A 25,624-nucleotide genomic window follows, 5' to 3' on the forward strand; every position below is an offset into this window, starting at 1 on the left:
AGCATGAACGACCACGCTGCCACACCCGATCAGCCGAATCACCCGGACCAGCCTTCCTGGCCGGCGCCCACGTTCAGCGGCCCGCGTCTGGAAGCGGCGATCATCGACCTCGACGGCACGATGATCGACACCGCCGACGACTTCACCGTCGGGCTGAACGGCATGCTGGCCCAGCTCGACGCCGACGAAACCTCCCGCGAAGAGGTGATCAACTACGTCGGCAAGGGCTCGGAGCATCTGATCCGCAGCGTGCTCGCGCCGCGCTTCGACGCGCAGCAGGCGCAAGACCGTTTCGACGAAGCGTTCGCGCTGTACCAGCAGGAATACGCGAAGATCAACGGCATTCACGCGCGCCTGTTTCCTGAAGTCGAGGAAGGCCTGAAGGCGATGCGCGCGGCCGGGTTGCAACTGGCATGCGTGACCAACAAGCCGCACCGGTTCGCGGTGCAACTGCTCAAGCAATACGGATTGTTCGATTACTTCAGCGTCGTGCTCGGCGGCGACAGCCTGCCGAAGAAGAAGCCCGACCCGTTGCCGATGCTCACCGCGTGCGAAAAGCTGAACGTCGCGCCGGGCGCTGCAGTGGCAATCGGCGACTCGGAAAACGACGCGCTGGCAGGCCGCGCAGCGGGCATGGCGACCCTCACCGTACCCTACGGTTACAACCATGGGCAGTCTGTACAAAAAATCAAATCGGATGGTATAGTTGCCTCGCTGCTCGATGCCGCAAAGGCAATCGCAGCGCACCAATCACCGACTTAATACGTCCATCATCCTCATGTTTCTGAACAAAAAACGGAGTCTGAGCAGCATCGACCGGGGAGCCTGGCCCTGGCGTCGCTGGTCGCGCTAACCTCGCCTGAGGTGCGCTGAAGTTCGTCTTCAGCACCGTTTTTTGTTTCACTGCGCTCACGCGCCTTTCCCGCAAGTTTTCGCTGCGTCGGTTTATCCGGCTGCCGTACGTACTGTGCAGTATCGTCAGTACTTTCGTGCGCCTGACAACCCGCATGCGTTCGCGCGGAAAGCCCGCGCCGGTCCGTCCTACACGTGTCACAGTGACGCCAACCGGCAGCGCAATGCCCCGCTTTGTCCGACGCACGCTGCCGCCGGACCTCTCTACAGGATCGGAACATGACCGAACTCGAATTCCAGTCCCTCGCGAACGAGGGCTTCAATCGCATTCCGTTGATCGCCGAGGCGCTCGCCGACCTCGAAACGCCGCTGTCGCTATACCTGAAGCTCGCGCAACCGGAGCGCAACGGTGCGAACTCGTTCCTGCTGGAGTCGGTGGTGGGTGGCGAACGGTTCGGGCGCTACTCGTTCATCGGCCTGCCCGCGCACACGCTGCTCCGCACCAGCAACGGCGTGTCCGAAGTCGTGACGGACGGCAAGGTCGTCGAGACTCACGACGGCGATCCGCTCGAATTCATCCAGCAGTTCCAGGCGCGTTTCAAGGTTGCGCAGCGCCCCGGCCTGCCGCGTTTCGCGGGCGGTCTCGCCGGTTATTTCGGCTACGACGCCGTGCGTTATATCGAGAAAAAGCTCGCGCACAGCGCACCGAAAGACGATCTGAATCTGCCCGACATTCAATTGCTGCTGACCGAAGAAGTCGCGGTGATCGACAACCTGGCAGGCAAGCTCTATCTCGTGATCTACGCCGATCCGACCAAAGCCGAAGCCTATCCGCGCGCCAAACAACGTCTGCGTGAACTGAAGCAGCGTCTGCATAACACCGTTCAGCCGCCGGTAACGTCGGCGAGCGTGCGCACGGAAACCTATCGCGAGTTCGCCAAAGACGATTACCTCGCCGCCGTGCGCAAGGCGAAGGAATACATCGCGGCCGGCGAACTGATGCAGGTGCAGGTCGGCCAGCGGCTGACCAAGCCGTATCGCGACAATCCGCTGTCGCTGTATCGCGCGCTGCGTTCGCTGAATCCGTCGCCGTATATGTACTACTACAATTTCGGCGATTTCCACGTCGTCGGCGCATCGCCGGAAATTCTGGTGCGCCAGGAAAAGCGCGGCGAAGACCGGATCGTGACGATCCGTCCGCTGGCAGGCACGCGTCCGCGCGGCAACACGCCGGAACGCGACGCCGAACTCGCCACCGAACTGCTCAACGACCCGAAGGAAGTTGCCGAACACGTAATGCTGATCGACCTCGCGCGCAACGACGTGGGCCGCATCGCACAAATCGGCTCGGTGGACGTGACCGACAAGATGGTGATCGAAAAGTACTCGCACGTTCAGCACATCGTGAGTTCAGTCGAAGGCAAGCTGAAGCCGGGCATCACCAATTTCGACGTGCTGCGCGCCACCTTCCCGGCCGGCACGCTGTCGGGCGCGCCGAAGGTCCGCGCGATGGAACTGATCGACGAACTCGAACCGGTGAAGCGCGGCCTGTACGGCGGAGCAGTCGGATATCTGTCGTTCACCGGTGAGATGGATCTGGCCATCACGATCCGCACCGGCGTGATCCACAAGGGCAATCTGTATGTGCAAGCGGCAGCGGGCGTTGTCGCGGATTCGGTGCCCGAATCCGAATGGCAAGAAACCGAGAACAAGGCGCGCGCGGTGTTGCGCGCCGCCGAGCAGGTGCAAGACGGCCTCGATAGCGACTTCTGACCGGAGACAGACCATGCTGCTGATGATCGACAACTACGATTCGTTCACCTATAACCTGGTCCAGTACTTCGGCGAACTCGGCGAAGAAGTACGGACCTATCGCAACGACGAGATCACGCTCGACGACATCGCGAAGCTCAACCCCGAGCGCATCTGTCTGTCGCCGGGCCCGAGCAATCCGCAACACGCGGGCATCACGCTCGACGTGCTGCGCGAATTCGCCGGCAAAACGCCGATTCTCGGCGTCTGCCTTGGCCATCAGGCCATCGGCGAAGCGTTCGGCGGTCGCGTCGTGCGCGCGCAGACCATCATGCACGGCAAGGTCAGCCAGATCGAAACCGACTGCAAAGGCGTGTTCGCCGACCTGCCGAAGCATTTCACCGTGACGCGCTATCACTCGCTCGCCATCGAGCGCGAATCGCTGCCGGATTGCCTCGAGGTCACCGCCTGGACCGACGACGGCGAGATCATGGGCGTGCGTCATAAGGAACTGGCCGTCGAAGGCGTGCAGTTCCACCCCGAATCGATCCTGTCCGAACACGGTCACGCGCTGCTCGAAAACTTCGTCAAACAGTCGAAACTCGCGCGCGGCCAGACACCAAGCCAGCGCAACACCCGATGAGCGGAGCCGAAAAAATGTCCATTACACCGCACGAAGCGCTGCAACGCACCATCGAGCACCGCGAGATTTTCCACGACGAAATGCTGCACCTGATGCGGCTCATCATGCGCGGCGAGTTGTCGCCGGTGATGGCGGCGGCAATCATCACGGGGTTGCGCGTCAAGAAAGAAACCATCGGCGAGATCACCGCAGCCGCAACCGTGATGCGTGAATTCGCGCTGCATGTCGATGTGGAAGACAACTCGAATTTCGTCGACATCGTCGGCACCGGTGGCGACGGTTCGCACACGTTCAACATTTCCACGGCGACGATGTTCGTCACGGCGGCGGCCGGCGCGAAGGTCGCGAAACACGGCAATCGCGGCGTGTCGAGCAAATCGGGCAGCGCCGACGTGCTCGACGCACTCGGCGTGAATATCGACCTGAAGCCGGAGCAGGTGGCGGCGTCGATTGCCGAAACCGGCATGGGCTTCATGTTCGCGCCGAACCATCACCCGGCAATGAAAAACATCGCGGCGGTCCGACGCGAACTTGGCGTGCGCACCATCTTTAACATTCTCGGTCCGCTGACCAATCCGGCCGGCGCGCCGAATCAGCTGATGGGCGTGTTCCACGCCGACCTGGTCGGGATTCAGGTGCGCGTGATGCAGCGTCTCGGCGCAAAACACGTGCTGGTGGTGTACGGTAAAGACGGCATGGACGAAGTCTCGCTCGGCGCGGCAACGCTGGTCGGCGAGTTGCGCGACGGCGTGGTGCGCGAGTACGAGATTCATCCGGAAGACTTCGGCATGCAAATGGTGTCGAACCGTTCGCTGAAGGTCGAAGACGCGACCGAATCGAAGGCGATGCTGCTCGAAGCACTCGACAACACACCGGGCGTCGCGCGCGAAATCGTCGTGTTGAATGCGGGCACGGCGCTGTATTCGGCGAATGTCGCGACCTCGATCGCGCACGGCATCGAACTGGCGCGCGAATCGATCGCCAGCGGCCGCGCCCGCGCGAAAGTCGACGAACTCGTGCGCTTCACGCAGCAGTTCAAGCGCTGACGCCTGCTACCCATCTCTGTATCGGAAAACTTATGAGCGACATTCTCGACCGAATCATCGCGGTCAAGCGCGATGAAGTCCGCGCCGCCGAACTGAGCGCCCCGCTCGAAGAATTGCGCCTTCAGGCGTCCACCCGCGATCTGCGCGATTTCGTCGGCGCATTGCGCGCGAAGCACGCGGCCGGTCTCGCCGCGGTGATCTCCGAAGTGAAGAAAGCGAGTCCGTCGAAAGGCGTGCTGCGCGAGCACTTCGTTCCTGCCGAGATCGCCCGTTCGTATGCGCATCACGGCGCGGCGTGTCTGTCGGTACTGACCGACGTGCAATTTTTCCAGGGCAGCGTCGCGTATCTCGAAGAAGCGCGCGCGGCCTGCGACCTGCCTGTGATCCGCAAGGATTTCATCGTCGATCCGTATCAGATCGTCGAAGCGCGCGCGATGGGCGCCGACGCTATCTTGCTGATCGCCGCCGCGCTCGAAACGCCGGAGATGCAGGAATTCGAAGCGCTCGCGCATTCGCTCGGACTCGCGGTGCTGGTCGAAGTGCATGACAGCCACGAACTGCAAGAAGCGCTGACGCTGAAAACGCCGCTCGATCGGCATCAACAACCGCAACCTGCGCACGTTCGAAACGTCAATCGAAACGACCATCGGGATGCTCGATGCGATTCCCGACGACCGCATCGTCGTCACCGAATCCGGCATTCTGTCGCGCGCGGACGTCGAACGCTTGCGCGCGAAAGACGTGCATACGTTCCTCGTCGGCGAAGCGTTCATGCGCGCGGACGAACCGGGCGTTGAACTCGCACGGATGTTCTTCTGATGGCGATCGAAAAGGAAATCAAGCTGGCTTTGCCGCTCGGCGACGTCGGCCGCGCGAGCGCGTGGTTTATCGCGCGTGCAGGCGAACAAGGGCATTCCATCGCCCTCGCCAATCTCTATTTCGACACGCCGCAACTGCAACTGGCCCGTTCCAGATCGGCGCTGCGTCTGCGTCACACGCCGGACGGCTGGTTGCAGACGTACAAGACGGTGGGCACGTCGAACGGCGGTCTGCATAACCGTCACGAATGGGAAATGCCGGTCGCGGGCGAAGCGCTGGAGATCGGCGCGTTGCTGCGCGCCTGCGACGATCCGGCCGCCGCCGACGCGTTGCGCGAGGCCGCGCCCGACCTGATCGAACTGTTCAGCACCAATTTCACGCGCACGCTGTGGACCGTCACCGTCGACGGCGCGACGATCGAAGCCGCGATCGACCAGGGCGACGTGCTCGCCGACGTCAACGGGGAATCGCGCCGCACGCCGATCTGCGAAGTCGAACTCGAACTGAAATCGGGCGACGAAGCCGCGCTGCACACGCTGGCGGCGGAACTGCGCGCCGCATTGCCGGACGTCAAACCTGACGACATCAGCAAGGCACAACGCGGCTACATGCTGCGCGAGGCTTGACGATGGCGTCTTCCGCTTCCCGTTCCCGCGCGAAATCGCCGCAAGCGTCGCTGTTCGACGACCCGGCCGCGAACGCCGACACTGCCAAAGCCGCACTCGTGACGGCAACGCCATCCGATATCACCGCGCCCCACTCGCTCGACAGCCAGTTCGACGCATTGCCGCCGGCCTGGCGCGCGCATCTGCGCCCGTTCACGGATAGCGACGCCTACGCGCCGTTGTGCCGTTTCGTCGACGGCGAGCGCGCTGCCGGCAAAACCGTCTATCCCGCCGATGTGTTTCGCGCGCTGCGCCTCACCAGCCCCGACGACGTGAAAGTGGTGATTCTCGGCCAGGACCCGTATCACGGCGAAGATCGCGGCACGCCGCAGGCGCATGGCCTCGCGTTTTCGGTGCCGCCGTCGGTGCGTCCGCCGCCGTCGCTGCGCAATATTTTCAAGGAAATCGCCGCGAGTCTCGGCTACGAACCGCCGCGTCACGGCTGTCTCGACGCGTGGGCGAAGCAAGGCGTGCTACTGCTCAACACCGTGCTGACGGTCGAGCAGAACGCGGCGGCAAGTCACGCGAAACGCGGCTGGGAACAGTGCACCGATACCTTGATCCGCGAACTCGCCGCGCGTCACGACGGGCTCGTGTTCATGCTGTGGGGCGCGCATGCGCAGGCCAAGCGGGCGTTGCTCGGCGGCAAGTCGCACTACGTGCTGGAAGCGCCGCATCCATCGCCGTTGTCGGCGCATCGCGGCTTTCTCGGTTGCGGGCACTTCGCCATGGCCAATGCGTATCTGACCACGCATGATCGTCAGCCGATCGACTGGCGTTTGCCGGAAGAAGCGCAGATGCTGGCCTGATCGTCGATCGCGGGCGTCCGACGCCCGATCCGCAAACAGCGGTAAAAACAAAAACGCCACGAAGTTCACACTTCGTGGCGTTTTTGTTTTCAACCGGCTGGCCGCGACGACAGCGGCCGACCCGGCGAACCGGGCCGCGATACTCAGGCTGCGGCGATGGCTTCGCGTGCGCTTGCCAGTGCTGCGTTGGCGGCGTCCGGGCCCATGGCGAGGCCTTCGGCGAAGATGAAGTTCACGTCGGTCATGCCGAGGAAGCCGAGGAACGTCGTCAGGTACGGCGTCTGGCTATCGGCCGGCGTGCCGACGAACTTGCCGCCGCGAGCCGACACGACGAACACCTTCTTGCCCGTGACCAGACCTTCGGGGCCGTTCGCACCGTACTTGAACGTGATGCCAGCGCGAGCGATGAAGTCGAAGTACGTCTTCAGTTGCGACGAGATACCGAAGTTGTACAGCGGCGCGGCGATCACGATGGTGTCGGCGGCTTGCAGTTCGGCGATCAGCGCTTCGCTGCGTGCAGCGATTTCGTTCTGTTCCGGCGTGCGTTGGTCGCCCGGCGTGAAGAACGCGCCGAGGATCGCGTCGTCCAGGTGGGGCAGCGGCTCAGCCTGCAGATTACGGACGACGACTTGCGCGCCCGGATTCGATTGTTGCAGCTTGGCGGTCAGCTCGTTGGCGAGCATCGTCGAATTTGCACCTTGCGAGCGGGCGGCCGAGTTGATTTGCAGAATCGTGGTCATGGTTGACTCCAGAGTTGGGGCGCGCTGTGTTTTGCGCGAGTGGAGCCATTGTGTTTTTTTACACGCGACTGAAAAAGGGGTGCCGCGGCGAAGGATTGTTGCAACGGTAGAACAATCGACCGTCGAAATCGCGGATTTAAGCGAAGAAGGCCCGCCGAAAAGGCGTACGGCCCGCTTGCGCGGGCCGTAGACGGTGTTTCAGCGAGCCGATCCGGCCCGAACAAAACGATCAGTTCGTCAGCCAGCGCGCGCGCCAGTTGCGTGCGGCTGCGCGCCCGTCGGACACCGTCAGCGTGTAGCGCGACGTTTCCGGGCCGTCCAGTTTGACTTGCGAAACGCGCAGTTCATCGCGACGGAACGCATGCACTTCGACCTTCGCGCCCGGCACATAGCGCGACAACAGCGTATCGAGATTCGAGCCGTTGACGCGCAACCCGTCGATGGCGATCAGCACGTCGCCCGCCGACAGACCCGCTTTCTGCGCGGCGCTGCCGTCGTGCACTGCCGCCAGCGTGCAATCCGCGCCGCCGCGCACGCGCGCGCCGAGCGACGGCTTGCCGCTCTTGTCCGCTTCCGGCGCGAGCGCGATGCCCGCAGGCTGAAGCAGTTCTTCGAGCGGAATGTCGCGGGTGCCGTGGACTCCATGCGTGAACACGGCGCTCAGATCCACGCCGGTTGCTTCGGTGAACAGCGCCTCGACTTCGTCTTCAGCGATGCCGACCGGCTTGCCGCGATAGAAATCGCGGCCGAAGCGCTGCCACAGCAAACGCATCACGTCGTCGAGCGACTTGCGGTTGCCGGTGCTGGCGCGAATCGTCAGATCGAACGCGAGCGCGACCAGCGAGCCTTTCGTGTAATAGCTGACGATCGCGTTCGGCGCGTTTTCGTCCTGACGGTAGTACTTGACCCACGCGTCGAACGAGCTTTCCGCGACGGTCTGCTTCAACCGGCCGCTGCCGCGCTGCACGCCCGCCACCACCTTGCCGAGCAAGCCGAAATAGTCGTCCTGCGAGATCAGGCCGCTGCGCACCAGCATCAGGTCGTCGTAGTACGACGTGAAACCTTCGAACAGCCACAGCAGCGACGTATAGTTTTCCTGCGTCAGATCGTACGGCGCAAACGCGGCGGGCTTGATCCGCTTGACGTTCCACGTGTGGAAGTACTCGTGGCTGCACAAACCGAGGTACGTACGATAACCGTCGGTGGTTTGCGGACGGCCCATGACGGGCAGATCGGCACGATTGCAGATCAGCGCGGTCGACGCGCGATGCTCGAGGCCGCCGTAACCATCGCCGACCGCTTGCGTCATGAAGACATAGCGATCGACCGGCGCCTTCTTCGACTTCGGTTCGAACAGCGCGATTTGCGCTTCGCAGACCCGCTTCAGATCCGCGGCGAGACGCGGCATATCCAGCGACGTCACGCGTCCGGCGATCACGATATCGTGCGGCATGCCGTGCGCGTCGAACGTGGTTAACGCGAATTCGCCGAGCGTCACCGGATGATCGATCAGTTCGTCGTAGTTCGCTGCTTCATACGCGCCGAAACCATAGCGCTTCGTGCCACGCGATTCGCGCAACGCGGTCGCGACGCGCCAGCCGCGATAAGCCGGACCGGCAGGCTTTTGAATCTCCACTTCGCACGGCGCGTCTTCGTGGCCGGCCACGGACAGAAACACGCTCGTGCCGTTGAAGAAGCCGGTGGTGTCGTCGAGATGCGCGGCGCGCACCGACATGTCCCACGCGTAGACCTCGTAGCGCAGCGTCAGCGAACCGGTGACGGGCGCGGCCTGCCACGCGTGCTTGTCGGTTTTCTGCACGCGCACCTTGCGTCCGGCTTCGTTGAACGCGCGCAGCGTGACGATGTTGCGCGCGAACTCGCGGATCATGTAACTGCCCGGAATCCACACCGGCAGCATGAAACGCTGACCGGCCGGATCGGGATTCTCGACCGTGACGGTGACTTCGAAAAGATGGGCGGCGGGTTGCTTCGGAACGATGGTGTAGCGGATCGGCTTCATCGGGACGTGTATGAGTTTTTCGGAGCCTGAAACGGCAGGAGGCGCACAAAGCGCCTCCCGTTTGATCTGAGTGCGACCTTAGTGCACCGACGACAGTTCCTTGTCGAGGCGGTCGGCGGGCACGGCGCCCGGCAGACGGCGGCCATCGGCGAGGAACACGGTAGGCGTGCCTTCGACGTTCATCGCGTGGCCGAGCGCCAGGTTCTTGTCGAGCGCGGCGGTGTCGCAGGTGCCGGCCGCGGTCGGCGCGCGGTGGTCGACCATCCACGATTCCCACGCCTTCGCGCGATCGGTCGAGCACCAGATCGACTTCGACTTCGCGGTCGAATCCGGCGACAGAACCGGGTACAGGAACGTGTACACGGTGACGTTATCGATCGACTTCAGCGTGGTTTCGAGCTGTTTGCAATACGGGCAGTTCGGATCGGAGAACACCGCGATCTTGCGGCTGCCGTTGCCCTTGACCACCTTCACCGCGTTCGCGAACGGCAAGCTCGCGAAGTCGATCTTGTTGGTTTCGGACAGACGCGCGTCGGTCAGATTCTGGCGGGTCTTGGTATCGACGATATCGCCGAGCACGACGTAGTCGCCGGTCGGGTCGCTGTACAGAATCTGGCTGCCCATGTTGACTTCATACAGACCGGCGATCGGCGACTTCGTGATGCTTTTGATCGACGATGCGCCGAGGCGCGCTTCGAGCGTCGATTTCAGTTTGTCGGTGGTTTGATCGGCCTGCGCGGTGCACGCGAGTGTCATGGTCATCGCTGCCGCGACGGTGGCGAGTCGGAGAAGCTTTTTCATGCTGGAATTCCTGGTTCGGGCTGATTGCGGCGCGCGTCGCGAAGGGCGCTGTCTGTGCCGACGCTTTCGCGGAGTGACTGGATTGCCGTGTTTTCCGTCTGCTTCGGCGTGACTTTTGTCAGACAGGCGCGCTTCGTAATCCGTTCATGATACCTGCTCGACAGCCGGTTGATTCGCGGCCGCGCGCGAACGCCCGGCGCGCGTTCAGCCGAATTCAGCCAAGCGCCGCCGACACCAGCCAGCGCTTCAGCAGCGGTTGCGCGCCGACCATCGCCATGCCGGTATTGCGGACGATCCGCGCCAACGGACCGGGCACGGAAAACAGCTTTTGCAAACCATCCGTGGCGAGCATCAGCGCGCGAATATCCTCGCGACGCGAGCGCTCATAACGACGCAGCAGCACGGTATCGCCGAGGTCGCGGAACGCTTCCTTGCCCGCGACCGTTTCGGCCAGCGCAGCGACGTCGCGCAGACCGAGATTCATGCCCTGGCCCGCCAGCGGATGAATCAGATGCGCGGCATCGCCGACCAGCGCGACGCGCGGCGCGACCAGCCGGTCCACCGTTTGCAGCGCGAGCGGGAAACCTTGCGCGGGCGTCACGCATTCGAGCGCGCCGAACTGGCCGAGCGTCACGCGTTCGACTTCGGCGGCCAGTTGCGCGGGATCGAGCGCGAGCAGTGTGTCCGCGTGTTCGGTGCGCGCCGACCAGACCAGCGACACATGACCGTCGGGCATCGGCAGCAATGCGACGATTTCGCCGTCCTTGAACCATTGCCACGCGGTTTCGCCGTGCGGACGCTCGGCCTTGAAATTCGCGACCACGCCGGTCTGCCGATATTCGGTACGCGTCATCGTCGAGCCGATTTGCGCGCGAACCCACGAATGCGCGCCATCGGCGCCGACCACCAGATCCGCATCGACCACGACGCCGTTCGCCAGACCGACGCTCGCGCCGGACGCTTGGACGTCGAGCGATTGCGCGCGCGTGTCGAACCAGCTGAGGTTGGGCTGGAACCGTAACGCGGCGTCGAGCGCCCGCTCGATCACCGACGATTCGACGATCCACGCCAGTTGCGGCACCGACGCCTGAAACGCCGAGAAGTGCAGTTCGGCGTGCGCGTCGCCGAACACGCGCATGTCGTAGACCGGCCCGAGGCGGTTCAGATCGAGCGCCTGCCAGACCCGCAAGCGCTCCAGCAGCGCCTGCGAACTCGCCGACAGCGCATAGACGCGCGCGTCGAACGTGGCGCCGGGCGGCAGCGGCGCACAGGGTTGCGCGAGCAGCGCCACGCGCTTGCCGCCTTGGGTCAGCGCGAGCGCCGCGGTCTTGCCGACGAGCCCGCCGCCGATCACGGCGACATCGAAAGTCTGGTGTTGAGCGTTCATGCGCGCATTATAGCCGTGGGTCACAGCGGGGCCGGATCGACGCGGACACGCTATTTGACGGTGCTTTGATGCGCGTCGTGCGGGGCGGCCGGGCGACCCCACCCGATGATTTTGCGACACGGCGACCGGCGCTGTGCCGCGCGACACGGGTTGCCGGTCGATTGACGAGATAAGCGTCGCGCAAAGCGGCTGCCGGACAGGGTTACAATTACGCTTTTCGGCGATTCCGGTCGCCTCCTGAATTTCTAGAGACACTCCATGAGCCTCAAATGCGGCATCGTCGGCCTGCCTAACGTCGGCAAGTCCACCCTGTTCAATGCGCTGACCAAGGCGGGCATCGCCGCCGAAAACTATCCGTTCTGCACGATCGAGCCGAATGTCGGCATCGTCGAAGTGCCGGACGCGCGGCTGACGGCGCTGGCCGAAATCGTCAAACCGGAACGCATCCTGCCGGCCGTCGTCGAGTTCGTCGACATCGCCGGTCTGGTGGCGGGCGCGAGCAAGGGCGAAGGGCTGGGCAACCAGTTTCTTGCGAACATCCGCGAAACCGACGCGATCACGCACGTCGTGCGCTGCTTCGACGACGAGAACGTGATCCACGTCGCGGGCAAGGTCGATCCGCTGTCGGACATCGAAGTCATCAATACCGAACTCGCGCTGGCCGACCTCGCCACGGTCGAAAAGTCGCTGACGCGCTATTCGAAGGCAGCGAAATCGGGCAACGACAAGGAAGCGGGCAAGCTGGCCGCCGTCCTCGAAAAGGTCCGCGCGCAACTCGACCAGGCCAAGCCGGTCCGTGCGCTGGATCTGTCGGATGAAGAAATCGTGCTGTTGAAGCCGTTCTGCCTGATCACCGCGAAGCCGACGATGTACGTCGCCAACGTGAAGGAAGACGGCTTCGAGAACAATCCGTATCTCGACGCCGTGCGCGCGTTCGCCGACGCGGAAGGCGCGCCGGTCGTGGCAGTCTGCGCGGCCATCGAAGCCGAAATCGCCGACCTCGACGACGCCGACAAGGAAGTGTTCCTCGCCGACCTCGGCATGCAGGAGCCTGGCCTGAACCGCGTGATCCGCGCCGGTTTCAAGCTGCTCGGCCTGCATACGTACTTCACGGCGGGCGTGAAGGAAGTGCGCGCGTGGACCATCCACATCGGCGACACCGCACCGCAAGCGGCAGGCGTGATCCACACCGACTTCGAGCGCGGCTTCATCCGTGCGCAGACGATCAGCTTCAACGACTACGTCACGTACAAGGGCGAGCAAGGCGCGAAGGAAGCCGGCAAGATGCGTGCGGAAGGCAAGGAATACGTCGTCCACGACGGCGACGTGCTGAACTTCCTGTTCAACGTCTAAGCGGGCTCAGTGGGCTCAGCGCGTTGAAATGCGCTTTGAAGGTTTGACGAAAATGCCGGGGCGATGCCCCGGCATTTTTTTTGAGCGAGATATCGGCTCAAAAACAATAACCCCTCACCCGCCCACCTCGCACCGCAACGGCAACGCCGCGCGGCGCACCGCCGTCATCTTCTGCGGCGAATCCGCCAGCACAGCATCGATACCGAGGCACGCCGCGCGCCGGTAATCCGCTGCGTCGTTGACCGCGATCGCGACAATGTGCACGTCCGGATGCCGTCGGAAACAGGCCACCGTTTCCGGCGTCCACAGCGTCGCGTTGACGCCGGACTGGCCTTCGCCCAGCGTGAACTTCTCGACCACCGTGACCGCGCGGTGCATCTCGAACGCCGCCGACGTGCCCGACGCGGGCGGCTCCACGCATCCCTCATTCAGCAGCACGCGCACGAGACGCGTGCGCGTGGCGTCGCGCGATTCGAACAGCCTCGCCTGCGGATATGCCGCGAACGCGCGCTGATAATCCGCCTCGGTCGAGTACAGCGTGACGCGCGACCACGCGTTTTCTTCCGTCAACACCTGCGCGACCGCTGCGGCCTGCGGTTCCGCAGGCAACGCCTTCATATCGAGAATCACCGGAATGCTGGCGGGGATCGCGCGCAACGCGTCCCGCAGCCTGGGAATCCCGACCGGATGCGCCCGATACGGATACGCATCGCCGCCCGCCGGGCCATTCGCCGAACCGCCCGAACCTCCCGCATCGGCCGCACGCCGGAACGTCCATCCGGCGTTGACCTGCGCAAGCTCCGCCGCGCTGCGCGCCGACACCGGACCGCTCGCATCGGTGAGAGCCGACAGATCGGTCGGTCGATACAACACCGGCACGCCGTCGCCGCTCAACTGAACCGTCAGCCACACGACATCCGCGCGATTCGCCAACGCAAGGCGGATCGCTTCGAGCGTGTTTTCCGGCGCGTCGCCGGTGCCGCCGCGATGCGCGACGATCTTCGGCAACGCTGCCGTTTGCGCATCGTCCGGGATCTCCGGACCGCCCTGCATGCCCCCGCAACCCGTGATGACCGTCGCGATCATCGCGACGCCGCACATCCAACCGACCGACCTGAATCCAGCCACCATCGCGTCTGCCATCCCTGTTTGAAAAGTTAAAGGCGTCCAACGTGTTCGCGTCCGGCAAAACCCGCACACCGGGCGCTTCTGTTTCAGTTTCTGTGACACCAATGTTAAATTGCGGCTCTTGACGCGCCGACGACCGCCGCCACCGATCCCGCAATGCGCCACGCATTGCCCACGTGTGCATTGCCTGACACGTATGTAAGGCCACCGACGTCAGATCGTCATCGAACACAACTAGAATCGCGCGGCCCTCACCGGCCGTATCGCCGACGAGCACGTCGGCGATCAGCCGGAGCACCGCGCCCCTTCCGTCAGGAGACATTCGATGCATTGCAAGCCGCTTTTCCGTTCGCTTTCCGTCGCTGCGCTGCTCGGCGCCGGCATCTGCCAGAGCGCGCACGCCGCGACCGAAATCCAGTTCTGGCATGCAATGGAAGCCGCGCTCGGCGAACGCCTGAACGTGATCGCAAACGACTTCAACGCATCGCAAAGCGACTACAAGATCGTTCCGGTCTTCAAAGGCACCTACGACCAGACGCTGGCCGCCGGTATCGCCGCGTACCGCAGCGGCAACGCGCCCGCCATTCTGCAGGTCTATGAAGTCGGCACCGCGACAATGATGCAGGCGAAGAAAGCGGTGATCCCGGTCTCCGACGTGTTCAAGCAGGCCGGCCTGCCGCTCGACGAAAAAGCGTTCGTGCCGACCATCGCCAGCTACTACAGCGACGCGAAGACCAACCATCTGATCTCGATGCCGTTCAACAGCTCGACGCCGGTGCTGTACTACAACAAGGACGCGTTCAAGAAAGCCGGCCTCGACCCGAACCAGCCGCCCAAAACCTGGGCCGAACTGCAGATCGACGCGCAGAAGCTGAAGGCATCGGGCATGGCGTGCGGCTACTCGTCCGGCTGGCAAAGCTGGATCCAGCTCGAAAACTACAGCGCGTGGCACGGTGCGCCGTTCGCGACGAAGAACAACGGCTTCGACGGCGCCGACGCGCAACTCGAATTCAACAAGCCTTTGCAGATCGCGCACATCCAGTTCCTGCAAAACATGGTGAAGGACGGCACCTTCACCTACGCCGGCCGCAAGGATGAACCGGTGTCGAAGTTCTATAGCGGCGACTGCGGGATCATCACCAATTCGTCGGGCTCGCTCGCCACCATCAAGAAGTTCGCGAAGTTCAGCTTCGGCACGGGGATGATGCCTTACGACGCCAGCGTGAAGGGTGCGCCGCAGAACGCGATCATCGGCGGGGCGAGCCTGTGGGTCCTGTCGGGCAAGGATCCGGCCGTCTACAAGGGTGTCGCGACATTCCTGGCATACCTTTCGTCGGCGCCCGTCGCGGCGAAGTGGCATCAGGACACGGGCTATCTGCCCATCACGACCGCCGCGTATCAGCTGACGCAGAAGCAAGGCTTCTACGAGAAAAACCCGGGCAGCGACACAGCCATCAAACAGATGCTGAACAAACCGCCGCTGCCGTACACGAAGGGCTTGCGGCTCGGCAACATGCCGCAGATCCGCACCGTGATCGACGAAGAACTCGAACAGGTCTGGACGCAACAGAAGTCGCCGAAAGACGCACTGGATTCGTCGGTGACACGCGGCAACGAGCTGCTGCGCCGCTTCGAAAAAGCCGGAAGCTGAGCACGGCATGACCGACAAGCGCTCCCGGTTCGGCACCAGCCTGCTGCCCTATCTGCTGGTCGCACCGCAACTCGCGATCACGCTGCTGTTCTTTCTGTGGCCGGCCGGTGAAGCGCTGTGGCAATCCACGCAGACGCAGGACGCGTTCGGCACGTCGAGCGAGTTCGTCGGTCTGGCGAACTTCAAGCAGCTTTTCACCGATCCGCTCTATCTGTCGTCGTTCAATACGACGATCGTCTTCTGCCTGCTGGTCACGGTGTCGGGTCTCGCGATCGCGCTGTTGCTCGCGGTCTGCGCGGACCGCGTGACGCGCGGCGCGAAAACCTATCAGACGCTGCTGATCTGGCCGTACGCGGTCGCGCCGGCGATTGCGGCGGTGCTGTGGTCGTTCCTGTTCAATCCGAGCATCGGCCTCGTCACGTTCGCGCTCGGCAAGCTCGGGATCGTCTGGAATCACGCGCTGAATCCCGGCCAGGCCATGTTTCTCGTCGTGCTTGCGTCGGTGTGGAAACAGGTCAGCTACAACTTCCTGTTTTTCTACGCCGGTCTGCAAGCCATTCCGCGCTCGCTGATCGAAGCCGCGGCGATCGACGGCGCCGGTCCGGTGCGCCGGTTCTTCGGCATCGCGTTGCCGCTGCTGTCGCCGACCAGCTTCTTTCTGCTGGTGATCAACCTCACCTACGCCTTTTTCGACACCTTCCCGGTGATCGACGCGGCCACCGGCGGCGGTCCCGCGCAATCCACCAAGACGCTGATCTACAAGATTTTCACGGAAGGTTTCCAGGGACTGGATATCGGCAGTTCGGGCGCGCAATCGGTGGTGCTGATGGCGATCGTCGTCGCGCTGACCGTCGTGCAATTTCGCTTTATCGAGCGCAGGGTTCAATACTCATGATCGAAAACCGTCGCGGTTTCGACCTCTTCTGTCACGCGGTGCTGATACTCGGCGTCGTGCTGGTCGTGTTCCCGGTCTACGTCGCGTTTTGCGCGGCGACGATGAACGAACACGAGGTGTTCAGCGTGCCGCTGTCGCTCGTGCCCAGCACGCACCTGCTCGACAACATCGCGACCGTGTGGAACCAGGGCAGCGGCAACGCGGCCGCGCCGTTCGGACGGATGTTGCTGAACAGTCTCGTGATGGCGCTGGTGATCGCGATCGGAAAGATCGCCGTGTCGATGATTTCCGCTTACGCGATCGTGTTCTTCCGCTTTCCGCTGCGGATGCTGTCTTTCTGGCTGATCTTCATCACGCTGATGCTGCCGGTCGAAGTGCGGATTTTCCCGACCGTGCAAGTCGTGGCGTCGATGCATCTGACCAACACGTACGCCGGACTCACGTTGCCGCTGATCGCGTCGGCCACCGCCACGTTCCTGTTTCGCCAGTTCTTCATGACGCTGCCCGACGAACTGATCGAAGCGGCGCGGATCGACGGCGCGGGCGCGATGCGCTTCTTCTGGGACGTGGTGTTGCCGCTGTCCCGCACCAATATCGCGGCGCTGTTCGTGATCACCTTCATCTACGGCTGGAACCAGTATCTGTGGCCGATCCTGATCACCAGCCAGCAATCGCTGACGACCGCCGTGGTCGGTATCAAAAGCATGATCGCGTCCGGCGACACCGCGACCGAATGGCATCTGGTGATGACCGCGACGCTGCTCGCGATGCTCCCGCCGCTGGTCGTCGTGCTGACGATGCAACGCTGGTTCGTGCGCGGTCTGGTCGACGCGGAAAAATGATCAAGGCAAACAAAGGCATAACGGAATGGCTGCACTGACCCTGCAAGGCGTGAAAAAAAGCTACGACGGCAAACAGTTCGTGCTGCACGGCATCGACGTCGAAGTCGCGGACGGCGAATTCGTCGTGATGGTCGGCCCGTCGGGCTGCGGAAAATCCACGCTGCTGCGGATGGTTGCCGGGCTCGAACGCATCTCCGACGGCAAGATCTGGATCGCGGGCAAGGTCGTCAACGAACTGGAACCGAAAGATCGCAATATCGCGATGGTGTTCCAGAACTACGCGCTGTATCCGCATATGAGCGTCGCGGAAAACATGGGCTACGCGCTGAAAATCGCGGGCGTGAGCCGCGCGCTGATCGACGAACGCGTGCAGACCGCCGCCGACATTCTCGAACTCGGGCCGCTGCTCGCGCGCAAGCCGCGCGAACTGTCGGGCGGACAGCGGCAGCGGGTCGCGATGGGCCGGGCGATCGTCCGCGAGCCGGCCGTGTTTCTGTTCGACGAACCGCTGTCGAACCTCGACGCGCGGCTGCGCGTGCAGATGCGGCTGGAAATCCAGCGCCTGCATGCGCGTCTCGCGACCACCAGCCTGTACGTCACGCACGACCAGATCGAGGCGATGACGCTCGCGCAACGCGTGATCGTGATGAACAAGGGTCACGCCGAACAGATCGGCGCACCGACCGATGTCTACGAACGTCCGGCGACGGTTTTCGTGGCGAGCTTTATCGGCTCGCCGGGGATGAACCTGCTCAAAGGCCGGGTCTCCGACGACGGCGCGACGTTCGACGTCGCCGGCAACGGTCCGCGGCTGTCGCTGGCGGGTGTGCCGTGCATCGGCCGCGAGGTCGCGCGCGGTCGCGAATGGACGCTCGGGATCCGGCCGGAACACATGACGCCGGGCCAACCGGGCGCGACCCATACGCTCACCGTCGATTCCTGCGAACTGCTCGGCGCGGACAATCTCGCGCATGGTCAATGGGGCGCGCACGATGTGACCGTGCGTTTGCCGCACACGCACCGGCCGATGCGCGGCGACGCGCTGGAAGTGGCCTTGGCTGCGCAACACCTGCATTTCTTCGATCCGTCGACGGGACTGCGCGCGAACTGAGCATCGCCTTCGGGCGCGCGCCCGTCACCCGGTTCGCGCGCCCGCACGCGGCCTCTGCCCTCCCCGGCACGCCCGAAGTACAATGACGCCTCGACCCGCCCGCACGTGCCTGACCGCCGCGCCGGGCCGGAAACCGGGCATCGCATCCGCCCCGGTCATAACACCCATACCCATTCACCCACGTCGCCCGCCCCGTGCGCGGCCGGCGGCGTCAACGTCCTATTGCGAGCAAATGGCCCAATACGTCTTCACCATGAACCGGGTCGGCAAGATCGTGCCGCCCAAGCGTCAAATCCTGAAAGACATTTCGCTGTCGTTCTTCCCCGGCGCGAAGATCGGTCTTCTCGGCCTGAACGGGTCGGGTAAATCCACGCTGATCCGCATCATGGCCGGCGTCGATAAAGACATCGAAGGCGAAGCGACGCCGATGCCGAACCTGAACATCGGCTATCTGCCGCAGGAACCGCAACTCGATCCGCAGAAAACCGTCCGCGAAGCCGTCGAAGAAGGTCTCGGCGACGTGTTCAACGCGCAAAAGAAGCTCGACGAAATCTACGCGGCGTACGCCGAAGAAGACGCCGACTTCGACGCGCTGGCCGCCGAACAGGCGAAGTACGAAGCGATCCTCGCCACCACCGACGGCAGCGCCGAGCAACAGATCGAAATCGCCGCCGACGCGCTGCGTCTGCCCGCATGGGACGCGAAGATCGAGCATCTGTCGGGCGGTGAAAAGCGCCGCGTCGCACTGTGCAAGCTGCTGCTCGAAAAGCCGGACATGCTGCTGCTCGACGAACCGACCAACCACCTGGACGCGGAATCGGTCGAATGGCTCGAACAGTTCCTGACGCGTTTCCCGGGCACCGTTGTTGCTGTCACTCACGATCGCTACTTCCTCGATAACGCCGCCGAGTGGATTCTCGAACTCGACCGCGGCCACGGCATTCCGTGGAAGGGCAACTACAGCAGCTGGCTCGACCAGAAGGAAGAGCGCCTGAAGCAGGAAGAGTCGTCGGAATCCGCGCGTCAGAAGGCGATCAAGAAGGAACTGGAGTGGGTGCGCCAGAACCCGAAGGGCCGTCAGGCGAAGTCGAAGGCACGGATTGCGCGCTTTGAAGAACTGAACAGCCAGGATTACCAGAAGCGCAACGAAACCTCGGAAATCTTCATCCCGGTCGGCGAACGTCTGGGCAACGAAGTGATCGAGTTCAAGAACGTCACGAAGTCGTATGGCGACCGTTTGCTGCTCGACAACGTCAGCTTCAAGATTCCGGCCGGCGCGATCGTCGGGATCATCGGGCCGAACGGCGCGGGTAAGTCCACGCTGTTCCGCATGCTGACCGACCGCGAACAGCCGGACTCGGGCGAAATCGTCAAGGGACCGACGGTCAAGCTCGCGTATGTCGATCAAAGCCGCGACGCGCTGGACGGCACGAAGACCGTGTTCGAAGAAATTTCGGGCGGCGCCGACGTGCTGACGGTGGGCCGTTACGAAACGCCGTCGCGTGCGTATATCGGGCGCTTCAACTTCAAGGGCGGCGATCAGCAAAAGGTTGTCGGCAATCTGTCGGGCGGTGAACGCGGCCGGCTGCATCTGGCCAAAACGCTGATCGCGGGCGGCAACGTGTTGCTGCTGGACGAACCGTCGAACGATCTGGACGTCGAAACGCTGCGCGCGCTGGAAGATGCACTGCTCGAATTCGCCGGCTCCGTGATGGTGATTTCGCACGATCGCTGGTTCCTGGACCGGATCGCGACGCACATTCTCGCTTTCGAAGGCGAATCGCAAGTGACGCTCTTCGACGGCAACTACCAGGAATACGAAGCGGACAAGCGCGCCCGCCTCGGTGAAGAAGCGGCACGTCCGAAGCGTCTGCGTTACAAACCGATCGCGCGGTAATACTAGAAAGAGCGACGGTTGCGCACGCTGTTCGCGGAACGCGCAACCGCACAGGCCACGCCGCGCGCGCCGTCACCCGGCGCGCGTGGCCACGAGGGAGCATCAGCATGGCGATGTCGTTAGGCAAACGCGTGTCCATTGCTATCGTGGGCGTCATCGTGACGCTCGCCGTGATCGCGTTCATCGGCTTGCAATACGCGCAACGCGAAATCAGGTCACGTCTGATCGACGCACTCGGTCCGCTCGGCAGCGCCGAAACGATCGATGTCGGTCTTACGTCGATCCGCCTCACCCACGTTCGCCTGAAACCGCCGCCCGGCTGGATCGGCTCCGATCCGCTACGCGCCGACGAAATCATCATCACGCCGGATGTGCGCGACATGATCGCGCGACGCATCCATATCCGCGACGTCACCGTGCGCGGCTTCGATATGGCCGTGGTGCGCAGCGCCGACGGCACCATCCGCATTCTTCCGAATCTGCGCCAGTCGATCGCCGGACAGCGCGCCGCCGCGTCGGGCACCGACGCCGACGCCGACGAAGCGAAACGCGAAAAGCTGATCGATCACATCAGCCTGGAAAACGGCAATTTCGAGTTCTACGACCTGACGGTCAGCAATCCGGCTTACCGGATCGTCATCAGCAGCGCCAACGCGACCGTCGATCATCTGCATCTGCCCGCACTCGACGAACCCACCACGCTGTCCGTCACCGGCGCGATCAAGGGACCGCAGCATACCGGCACGGTCGCATTCGGCGGCTGGATCCGCGTCTCGAACAAGGATTCGCAAACGACCTGCACGCTACGCGGCGTGGACATCGAAACGATCGACCCGTATCTGCTGAAAAAAGCCGGCGCGAAAGCGCAGATCACCGGCGGCACGATCGACCTGTCGGTGCAATCGACGGTGAAGAATTATCAGTTGCACGCGCCCGGCACGTTGACGCTGCATCATCTTCAGCTCGCCGACTCCGGGAATCCGCTCGACACCTTCATGTCGATTCCGACGCGCGCCGCGATCGCCGCGATGAAGTCGCACGGCGACGACATCACCTTGCATTTCGTACTGGACGGCAATTTGCGCGACCCGAAATTTTCGGTGCGCGACAGCCTGATGACGCGCATCGGCGCGGGACTGGCGAACGCATTGGGCGTCAGCGCCGAGGGCGTCGCGAAAGGCGCGAACGAAACCGTGAAGGGAATCGGCAACGCGTTGAAAAACCTGCTCGGGCAATAACGCGCGGCACGCGGTGGTCGCGCCGCGTGCGAGCGTTAAACCGGCAGACCAAGTTCGCGCAATCGCGCTTCGGTTTGCGCGGCGTCGGTGTGATGCACGCCGTGCCAGCCGAGCGCGGTCGCGGCGTCGGCGTTCGCAAAGTTGTCGTCGATAAAGACCAGTTCTTCGGTCCGGATGCCCGGAAAGTGCGCGGCGATCCGGTCGTGCATCTCGCGGTAAATCGCCGGATCGGGTTTGGCCAGTTGCACGCGTCCCGATACGACGATGTCGCGAAACCGGTGCAGCACCGGGAAGGTGTCCCATGCATACGGAAACGTCTCAGCCGACCAGTTGGTGAGTCCGAACAGTGGCACGCCGGCGGCGTCGAGTTTGTCGAGCGTCTTCACGCCGTCTTCCAGCACGCCCGCCACCATCTCGTGCCAGCGCTCGTAGAACGCGCGGATCAGCGCTTCGTGATCCGGAAATCGCTCGATCAGTTGAGCGGTGCCTTCCGCGATCGGCTGACCGCCGTCCTGACGGATCACCCACGCCATATTGCACACATGCGTCAGAAACCACCGACGCTCATCGTCGTTCGGGATCAGCTCGCGATACAGATATTGCGGATTCCAGTCGATCAGCACGCCGCCGAAATCGAACACCACTGCCTTGATGCCCATCGAAGCCTCCGCTGTGTCCAACATGAAAACGGCGCGGCATCACGCGTTCGAGCGTCATGCCGCGCCGTCGGAATCAGGCGATGCGTTGCCGCATCCGCGCGATCCGGCTCAAACCGGTTGCGTGCGCGTGTTCAGCCACGCGGCCGCGTCGCCCGTCACGAGCGGCGACAGACGCGCCCGCACGGTCTCGTGATAGCCGTTCAGCCACGCGCGTTCGTCGTCGCGCAACAGCGACATGTCGATGCAGCGCGTGTCGATCGGGCACAGCGTCAGCGTTTCGAACTTGAGGAAATCGCCGAGTTCGGTTTTTTCCGCCACGCGATTCATCACCAGATTTTCGATCCGCACGCCCCACCGGCCCGGCCGGTAAATGCCCGGCTCGTTCGACGTGATCATGCCTTCTTCCATCGCCGTCCACGGTTCGGCGGGCGCGTAGTGCGAGATCACCTGCGGGCCTTCGTGGACGTTCAGGAAATAGCCGACGCCGTGACCGGTGCCGTGGCCGTAATCGGCGCCCGCTTCCCAGATCGGCGCGCGGGCGATGGCGTCGAGCATCGGTGAGCGGACGCCGCGCGGAAAGTGCGCGCGCGACAGCGCGATCATGCCCTTCAGCACCAGCGTGTAGTCGCGGCGCTGCGCATCGCTGACGGTGCCGATCGGCACGACGCGCGTGATGTCGGTGGTGCCGCCCAGATATTGCGCGCCGGAATCGATCAGCAGCAGGCCGTTTCCTTCGATCACCGAATGCGACTCCGGCGTTGCGCGGTAATGCGGCATCGCGCCGTTCGCGTTGAAACCGGCGATCGTGCCGAAACTCAGCGACACGAAACCCGGCCGACGCGCGCGCGCCGCCGACAGTTTTTCGTCGATGGTGATTTCGGTGATGGTTTCGCGGCCCAGCGCGCCCTCGAACCACGCGAAGAATTCGGCGAGCGCCGCGCCGTCCTGCTCCATCGTCGCGCGGATATTCACGGCGTCGGCTTCGCTCTTGCGCGACTTCAGGAAGGTTGACGGATTCACCGCCTCGACGATCTTCACGCCCGCCGGCACCACCCGCAGCGAACCGAACGTGATGCGGCGCGGGTCGATCAGCAACGTCGCGCCGGCGGGCAACGCGGCGAGCGCGTCGGCAGCCTTCGCGTACGGTTCGACGCGCACGCCGTCCTGGGCCAGCACATCAGCGAGCGCGGCGCTCACCTTGCCGTCCGACGTGAACAGCGACACGCCGTCCGGCCCGATCAACGCGTGCGCGACGAATACGGGGTTGTAGCTGACGTCGGCGCCGCGCAGATTCAGCAGCCACGCGAGGTCGTCGAGCGTCGAAATGAAGTGCCATTGCGCGCCGTGATCCTGCATTGCACGACGCACCTGCGCGAGCTTTTCCGCGCGCGACACGCTGGCGTGCGGCGCGTTGTGCTCGAAGACGGTGTCCGTCGGCAGCGGCGGACGTTGCGTCCAGACCGTGTCGAACAGGTCGAGGTCGCTGCGCAGATTCACGCCGCGCGTGCCGAGCACGTGGTTCAGCGCGCGTGCCGACGCCACCCCGAGCACCGCGCCGTCAACCCCGACCACGCCGCCGGCCGGCACGTTCTGCGCAAGCCAGTCGAAATGCGGCAGCGATTGCTGGCCGCCCAGCATTTTCATCAACTGGACGCCGGTGCCGGCGAGTTGCGCTTCGGCCTGTTCCCAGTAGCGGCTGTCGGCCCACAAGCCGGCGAAATCGCCGGAGACGATCAGCGTGCCGGCCGAGCCGGTAAAGCCCGACAGCCATTCGCGGCCCTGCCAGCGACCCGGCAGATATTCGGACAGATGCGGATCGGCGGACGGCACCAGATACGCGGCGACGCCTTCGCGCTGCATCGCGGCGCGCAACTGGCTCAGACGTTCGGGGATGGAAGTGGTATCGGGGAGACGGGCATTCATCGGATTCACCTGGAATATTCAGCGAGCAGTTCAGCGGCGATTTCTTTGCGGATTTTGCAGCGATTGTGCGGCTTTGCGGCCATCTGGCAACCGACTGGCAGCGGATTGGCGATGGTCTGGCGCAGCAGCGGCCATCAAACACGCTAACGGCGTGACAGCAAGCCGGCCGTCACGGTCACGGCGATCAACGCGACCGCCGTGCAAACCGGCCATTCGAGCGTATCACCATCGTGAAACAGGCCGATCACATTGCCTGCCATCAACGCCAACGACGATCCGGCCACACCGGCCAGCAGCGCCATCCACAGACGTGCGCGGCCCGAGCGCCGCAGCGGGTGCAGCCACCATCCCGCCACACCGACGACCGCGCCCAGTATCACGACGCCAGCCCAGCCCATCAGCGACGCGCCTCGCACGAAAAAGCAAAAGTCGGATTGGTCTGATAGGCGGTCGGAGTGGGGATCACTAGCATTTTTATCTCTTTAACCAGAAAGGTCAGCACGGCGCTTTTCCGCGTAGCGGTTGAGTTTAGGGGCCAGGGTAGCGTATGGCAAGCCGCGAGGCGGGCCTATGGCACTCGCCGGTAAACCGGGCCCACGACTGATCACATCGCTTCGCCGAGTCGTCCGCCCGTTGAACTCCCGACATGCGAATCGCCCTTATCGATCCCGACCTACGCCACGCCGAACTGGTCGACCGGCTGATGTTTGCCGGGGGCCACATGTGCTGGAACTTCGTGTCGAGCGCGCCCTTCCTCACCCAGGCGGACGAGCAGTACTTCGACCTCCTGCTCACCGACAACTGGGCCGGCGACCGCCCCGCCGAAGACGTGATTCCCCGCGCGCGCGACATCCTGCCGGGCTTGCCGGTCATCGTGATGATGGCCACGCCGCGCGAAAGCGAGATTGTCGCAGCGCTGCACGCCGGCGCCGACGACTGCCTGACCAAGCCGGTGCGCGGCCCCGAAATGCTCGCGCGGGTCGATGCGCTGCTGCGGCGCGTCGGTTTGCGTCGGCCGGAACATCGGCGGCGCAATATCTTCGGCGAATACGCGTTCGACGCCGCCAACTTCAGCGTCACGTTTCGCGGCGAGCGCGTCATCCTCACGCCGAAAGAGTTCATCTTTGCGTTATTGCTGTTTACCAACCTGTCGCGCCCGGTCTCGCGGGCGCATATTCTCGAAACGGTGTGGACGCGTCGCCGCGACGTTAAGTCGCGATCGCTCGACACGCATGCATCGCGGGTCCGCAGCAAGCTCAAACTGCGGCCGGAATACGGTTATTGCCTGACATCGCTGTACGGTTTCGGCTATCAGCTGGATCCTATTCAGCATGAAACCAGGCAAAGTCCGATTGACGGGAATATGCCGGGCTGAATGTAAGAATCGCGAAAA

At 63.6% G+C, this 25,624-nt stretch carries 22 protein-coding genes and 1 pseudogene; 15 read left to right on the plus strand and 8 right to left on the minus strand.

Annotated features, from left to right (window positions below; genetic code table 11):
• The first annotated feature begins 3 nt into the window (after positions 1-3).
• The 7 genes and pseudogenes from PW947_RS08915 to PW947_RS08945 all read left to right on the plus strand — a co-directional run bounded on the left by PW947_RS08915 (position 4) and on the right by PW947_RS08945 (position 6,586).
• Positions 4-762 carry a phosphoglycolate phosphatase gene (locus tag PW947_RS08915; protein ID WP_299630937.1) on the plus strand — a complete coding sequence of 253 codons (759 nt, stop codon included), beginning with the start codon at positions 4-6 and terminating at the stop codon, positions 760-762.
• Positions 763-1,131: 369 nt separating this feature from the next.
• Positions 1,132-2,625, plus strand: a complete 1,494-nt coding sequence (trpE, locus tag PW947_RS08920; RefSeq protein WP_299630938.1) for an anthranilate synthase component I — start codon at positions 1,132-1,134, stop codon at positions 2,623-2,625.
• 13 nt (positions 2,626-2,638) lie between these two features.
• The gene (locus tag PW947_RS08925) at positions 2,639-3,247 is read left to right on the plus strand and encodes an aminodeoxychorismate/anthranilate synthase component II (protein WP_299630939.1); all 609 of its coding nucleotides are present in this window, start codon (positions 2,639-2,641) and stop codon (positions 3,245-3,247) included.
• A gap of 14 nt (positions 3,248-3,261) precedes the next feature.
• Positions 3,262-4,293 (plus strand): anthranilate phosphoribosyltransferase, encoded by a 1,032-nt coding sequence (gene trpD, locus PW947_RS08930; RefSeq protein WP_299630940.1) that lies wholly within the window; start codon positions 3,262-3,264, stop codon positions 4,291-4,293.
• Positions 4,294-4,325: 32 nt separating this feature from the next.
• Positions 4,326-5,112: pseudogene (gene trpC, locus PW947_RS08935) on the plus strand (indole-3-glycerol phosphate synthase TrpC).
• Positions 5,112-5,738 carry a CYTH domain-containing protein gene (locus PW947_RS08940; protein WP_299630941.1) on the plus strand — a complete coding sequence of 209 codons (627 nt, stop codon included), beginning with the start codon at positions 5,112-5,114 and terminating at the stop codon, positions 5,736-5,738. The pseudogene trpC and the gene PW947_RS08940 overlap by 1 nt, the downstream one beginning before the upstream one ends.
• 2 nt (positions 5,739-5,740) lie before the next feature.
• The gene (locus PW947_RS08945) at positions 5,741-6,586 is read left to right on the plus strand and encodes a uracil-DNA glycosylase (RefSeq protein ID WP_299630942.1); all 846 of its coding nucleotides are present in this window, start codon (positions 5,741-5,743) and stop codon (positions 6,584-6,586) included.
• A 143-nt stretch (positions 6,587-6,729) separates the two neighbouring features.
• On the opposite strand, the gene PW947_RS08950 is transcribed toward PW947_RS08945, so the two are convergent.
• From PW947_RS08950 to PW947_RS08965, 4 genes are all read right to left on the minus strand, one after another.
• Positions 6,730-7,326 carry an NAD(P)H-dependent oxidoreductase gene (locus PW947_RS08950; RefSeq protein ID WP_299630944.1) on the minus strand — a complete coding sequence of 199 codons (597 nt, stop codon included), beginning with the start codon at positions 7,324-7,326 and terminating at the stop codon, positions 6,730-6,732.
• A gap of 229 nt (positions 7,327-7,555) precedes the next feature.
• Positions 7,556-9,346 (minus strand): PDZ domain-containing protein, encoded by a 1,791-nt coding sequence (locus PW947_RS08955; protein ID WP_299630945.1) that lies wholly within the window; start codon positions 9,344-9,346, stop codon positions 7,556-7,558.
• Positions 9,347-9,424: 78 nt separating this feature from the next.
• Positions 9,425-10,147, minus strand: a complete 723-nt coding sequence (locus tag PW947_RS08960) for a DsbC family protein (RefSeq protein WP_299630946.1) — start codon at positions 10,145-10,147, stop codon at positions 9,425-9,427.
• Between the two features lie 214 nt (positions 10,148-10,361).
• The gene (locus tag PW947_RS08965) at positions 10,362-11,534 is read right to left on the minus strand and encodes a UbiH/UbiF family hydroxylase (RefSeq protein WP_299630947.1); all 1,173 of its coding nucleotides are present in this window, start codon (positions 11,532-11,534) and stop codon (positions 10,362-10,364) included.
• Positions 11,535-11,792: 258 nt separating this feature from the next.
• Here PW947_RS08965 and ychF point away from each other — a divergent pair, with 258 nt between their 5' ends.
• Positions 11,793-12,887, plus strand: coding sequence for a redox-regulated ATPase YchF (ychF, locus tag PW947_RS08970; RefSeq protein ID WP_299630949.1), 1,095 nt, complete (start codon positions 11,793-11,795; stop codon positions 12,885-12,887).
• A 114-nt stretch (positions 12,888-13,001) separates the two neighbouring features.
• Here ychF and PW947_RS08975 read toward each other — a convergent pair whose 3' ends face one another.
• Positions 13,002-13,973 (minus strand): glycerophosphodiester phosphodiesterase family protein, encoded by a 972-nt coding sequence (locus PW947_RS08975; protein ID WP_299630951.1) that lies wholly within the window; start codon positions 13,971-13,973, stop codon positions 13,002-13,004.
• 367 nt (positions 13,974-14,340) lie between these two features.
• Between PW947_RS08975 and ugpB the strand changes: the two genes are divergently transcribed.
• The 6 genes from ugpB to PW947_RS09005 all read left to right on the plus strand — a co-directional run bounded on the left by ugpB (position 14,341) and on the right by PW947_RS09005 (position 21,649).
• The gene (ugpB, locus tag PW947_RS08980) at positions 14,341-15,666 is read left to right on the plus strand and encodes a sn-glycerol-3-phosphate ABC transporter substrate-binding protein UgpB (RefSeq protein ID WP_299630953.1); all 1,326 of its coding nucleotides are present in this window, start codon (positions 14,341-14,343) and stop codon (positions 15,664-15,666) included.
• A 7-nt stretch (positions 15,667-15,673) separates the two neighbouring features.
• A complete protein-coding gene (ugpA, locus tag PW947_RS08985; protein WP_299630955.1) occupies positions 15,674-16,561 on the plus strand; it encodes a sn-glycerol-3-phosphate ABC transporter permease UgpA in 888 nt (295 codons plus the stop codon).
• A complete protein-coding gene (gene ugpE, locus PW947_RS08990; RefSeq protein ID WP_299630957.1) occupies positions 16,558-17,403 on the plus strand; it encodes a sn-glycerol-3-phosphate ABC transporter permease UgpE in 846 nt (281 codons plus the stop codon). Before ugpA ends, ugpE begins: the two co-directional genes overlap by 4 nt.
• Before the next feature lie 25 nt (positions 17,404-17,428).
• Positions 17,429-18,514, plus strand: a complete 1,086-nt coding sequence (locus PW947_RS08995; protein ID WP_299630959.1) for a sn-glycerol-3-phosphate import ATP-binding protein UgpC — start codon at positions 17,429-17,431, stop codon at positions 18,512-18,514.
• 232 nt (positions 18,515-18,746) lie between these two features.
• The gene (gene ettA, locus PW947_RS09000; protein WP_299630960.1) at positions 18,747-20,411 is read left to right on the plus strand and encodes an energy-dependent translational throttle protein EttA; all 1,665 of its coding nucleotides are present in this window, start codon (positions 18,747-18,749) and stop codon (positions 20,409-20,411) included.
• A 107-nt stretch (positions 20,412-20,518) separates the two neighbouring features.
• Positions 20,519-21,649, plus strand: a complete 1,131-nt coding sequence (locus PW947_RS09005; RefSeq protein ID WP_299630961.1) for a DUF748 domain-containing protein — start codon at positions 20,519-20,521, stop codon at positions 21,647-21,649.
• Between the two features lie 35 nt (positions 21,650-21,684).
• Here PW947_RS09005 and PW947_RS09010 read toward each other — a convergent pair whose 3' ends face one another.
• The 3 genes from PW947_RS09010 to PW947_RS09020 form a co-directional block, all read right to left on the minus strand.
• Positions 21,685-22,308 carry an HAD family phosphatase gene (locus PW947_RS09010; protein ID WP_299630963.1) on the minus strand — a complete coding sequence of 208 codons (624 nt, stop codon included), beginning with the start codon at positions 22,306-22,308 and terminating at the stop codon, positions 21,685-21,687.
• Positions 22,309-22,416: 108 nt separating this feature from the next.
• Positions 22,417-24,231: an aminopeptidase P family protein gene (locus tag PW947_RS09015; RefSeq protein WP_299630964.1), complete on the minus strand. Its 1,815-nt coding sequence runs from the start codon at positions 24,229-24,231 to the stop codon at positions 22,417-22,419.
• Between the two features lie 143 nt (positions 24,232-24,374).
• A complete protein-coding gene (locus PW947_RS09020) occupies positions 24,375-24,629 on the minus strand; it encodes a hypothetical protein (RefSeq protein ID WP_299630965.1) in 255 nt (84 codons plus the stop codon).
• A 248-nt stretch (positions 24,630-24,877) separates the two neighbouring features.
• Here PW947_RS09020 and PW947_RS09025 point away from each other — a divergent pair, with 248 nt between their 5' ends.
• On the plus strand, positions 24,878-25,606 hold the full coding sequence (locus PW947_RS09025) for a response regulator transcription factor (protein WP_299630966.1): 729 nt from the start codon (positions 24,878-24,880) through the stop codon (positions 25,604-25,606).
• Positions 25,607-25,624: the final 18 nt, after the last annotated feature.

The sequence above is a fragment of the Paraburkholderia sp. genome, from assembly GCF_028283785.1.
Taxonomy (GTDB): domain Bacteria; phylum Pseudomonadota; class Gammaproteobacteria; order Burkholderiales; family Burkholderiaceae; genus Paraburkholderia.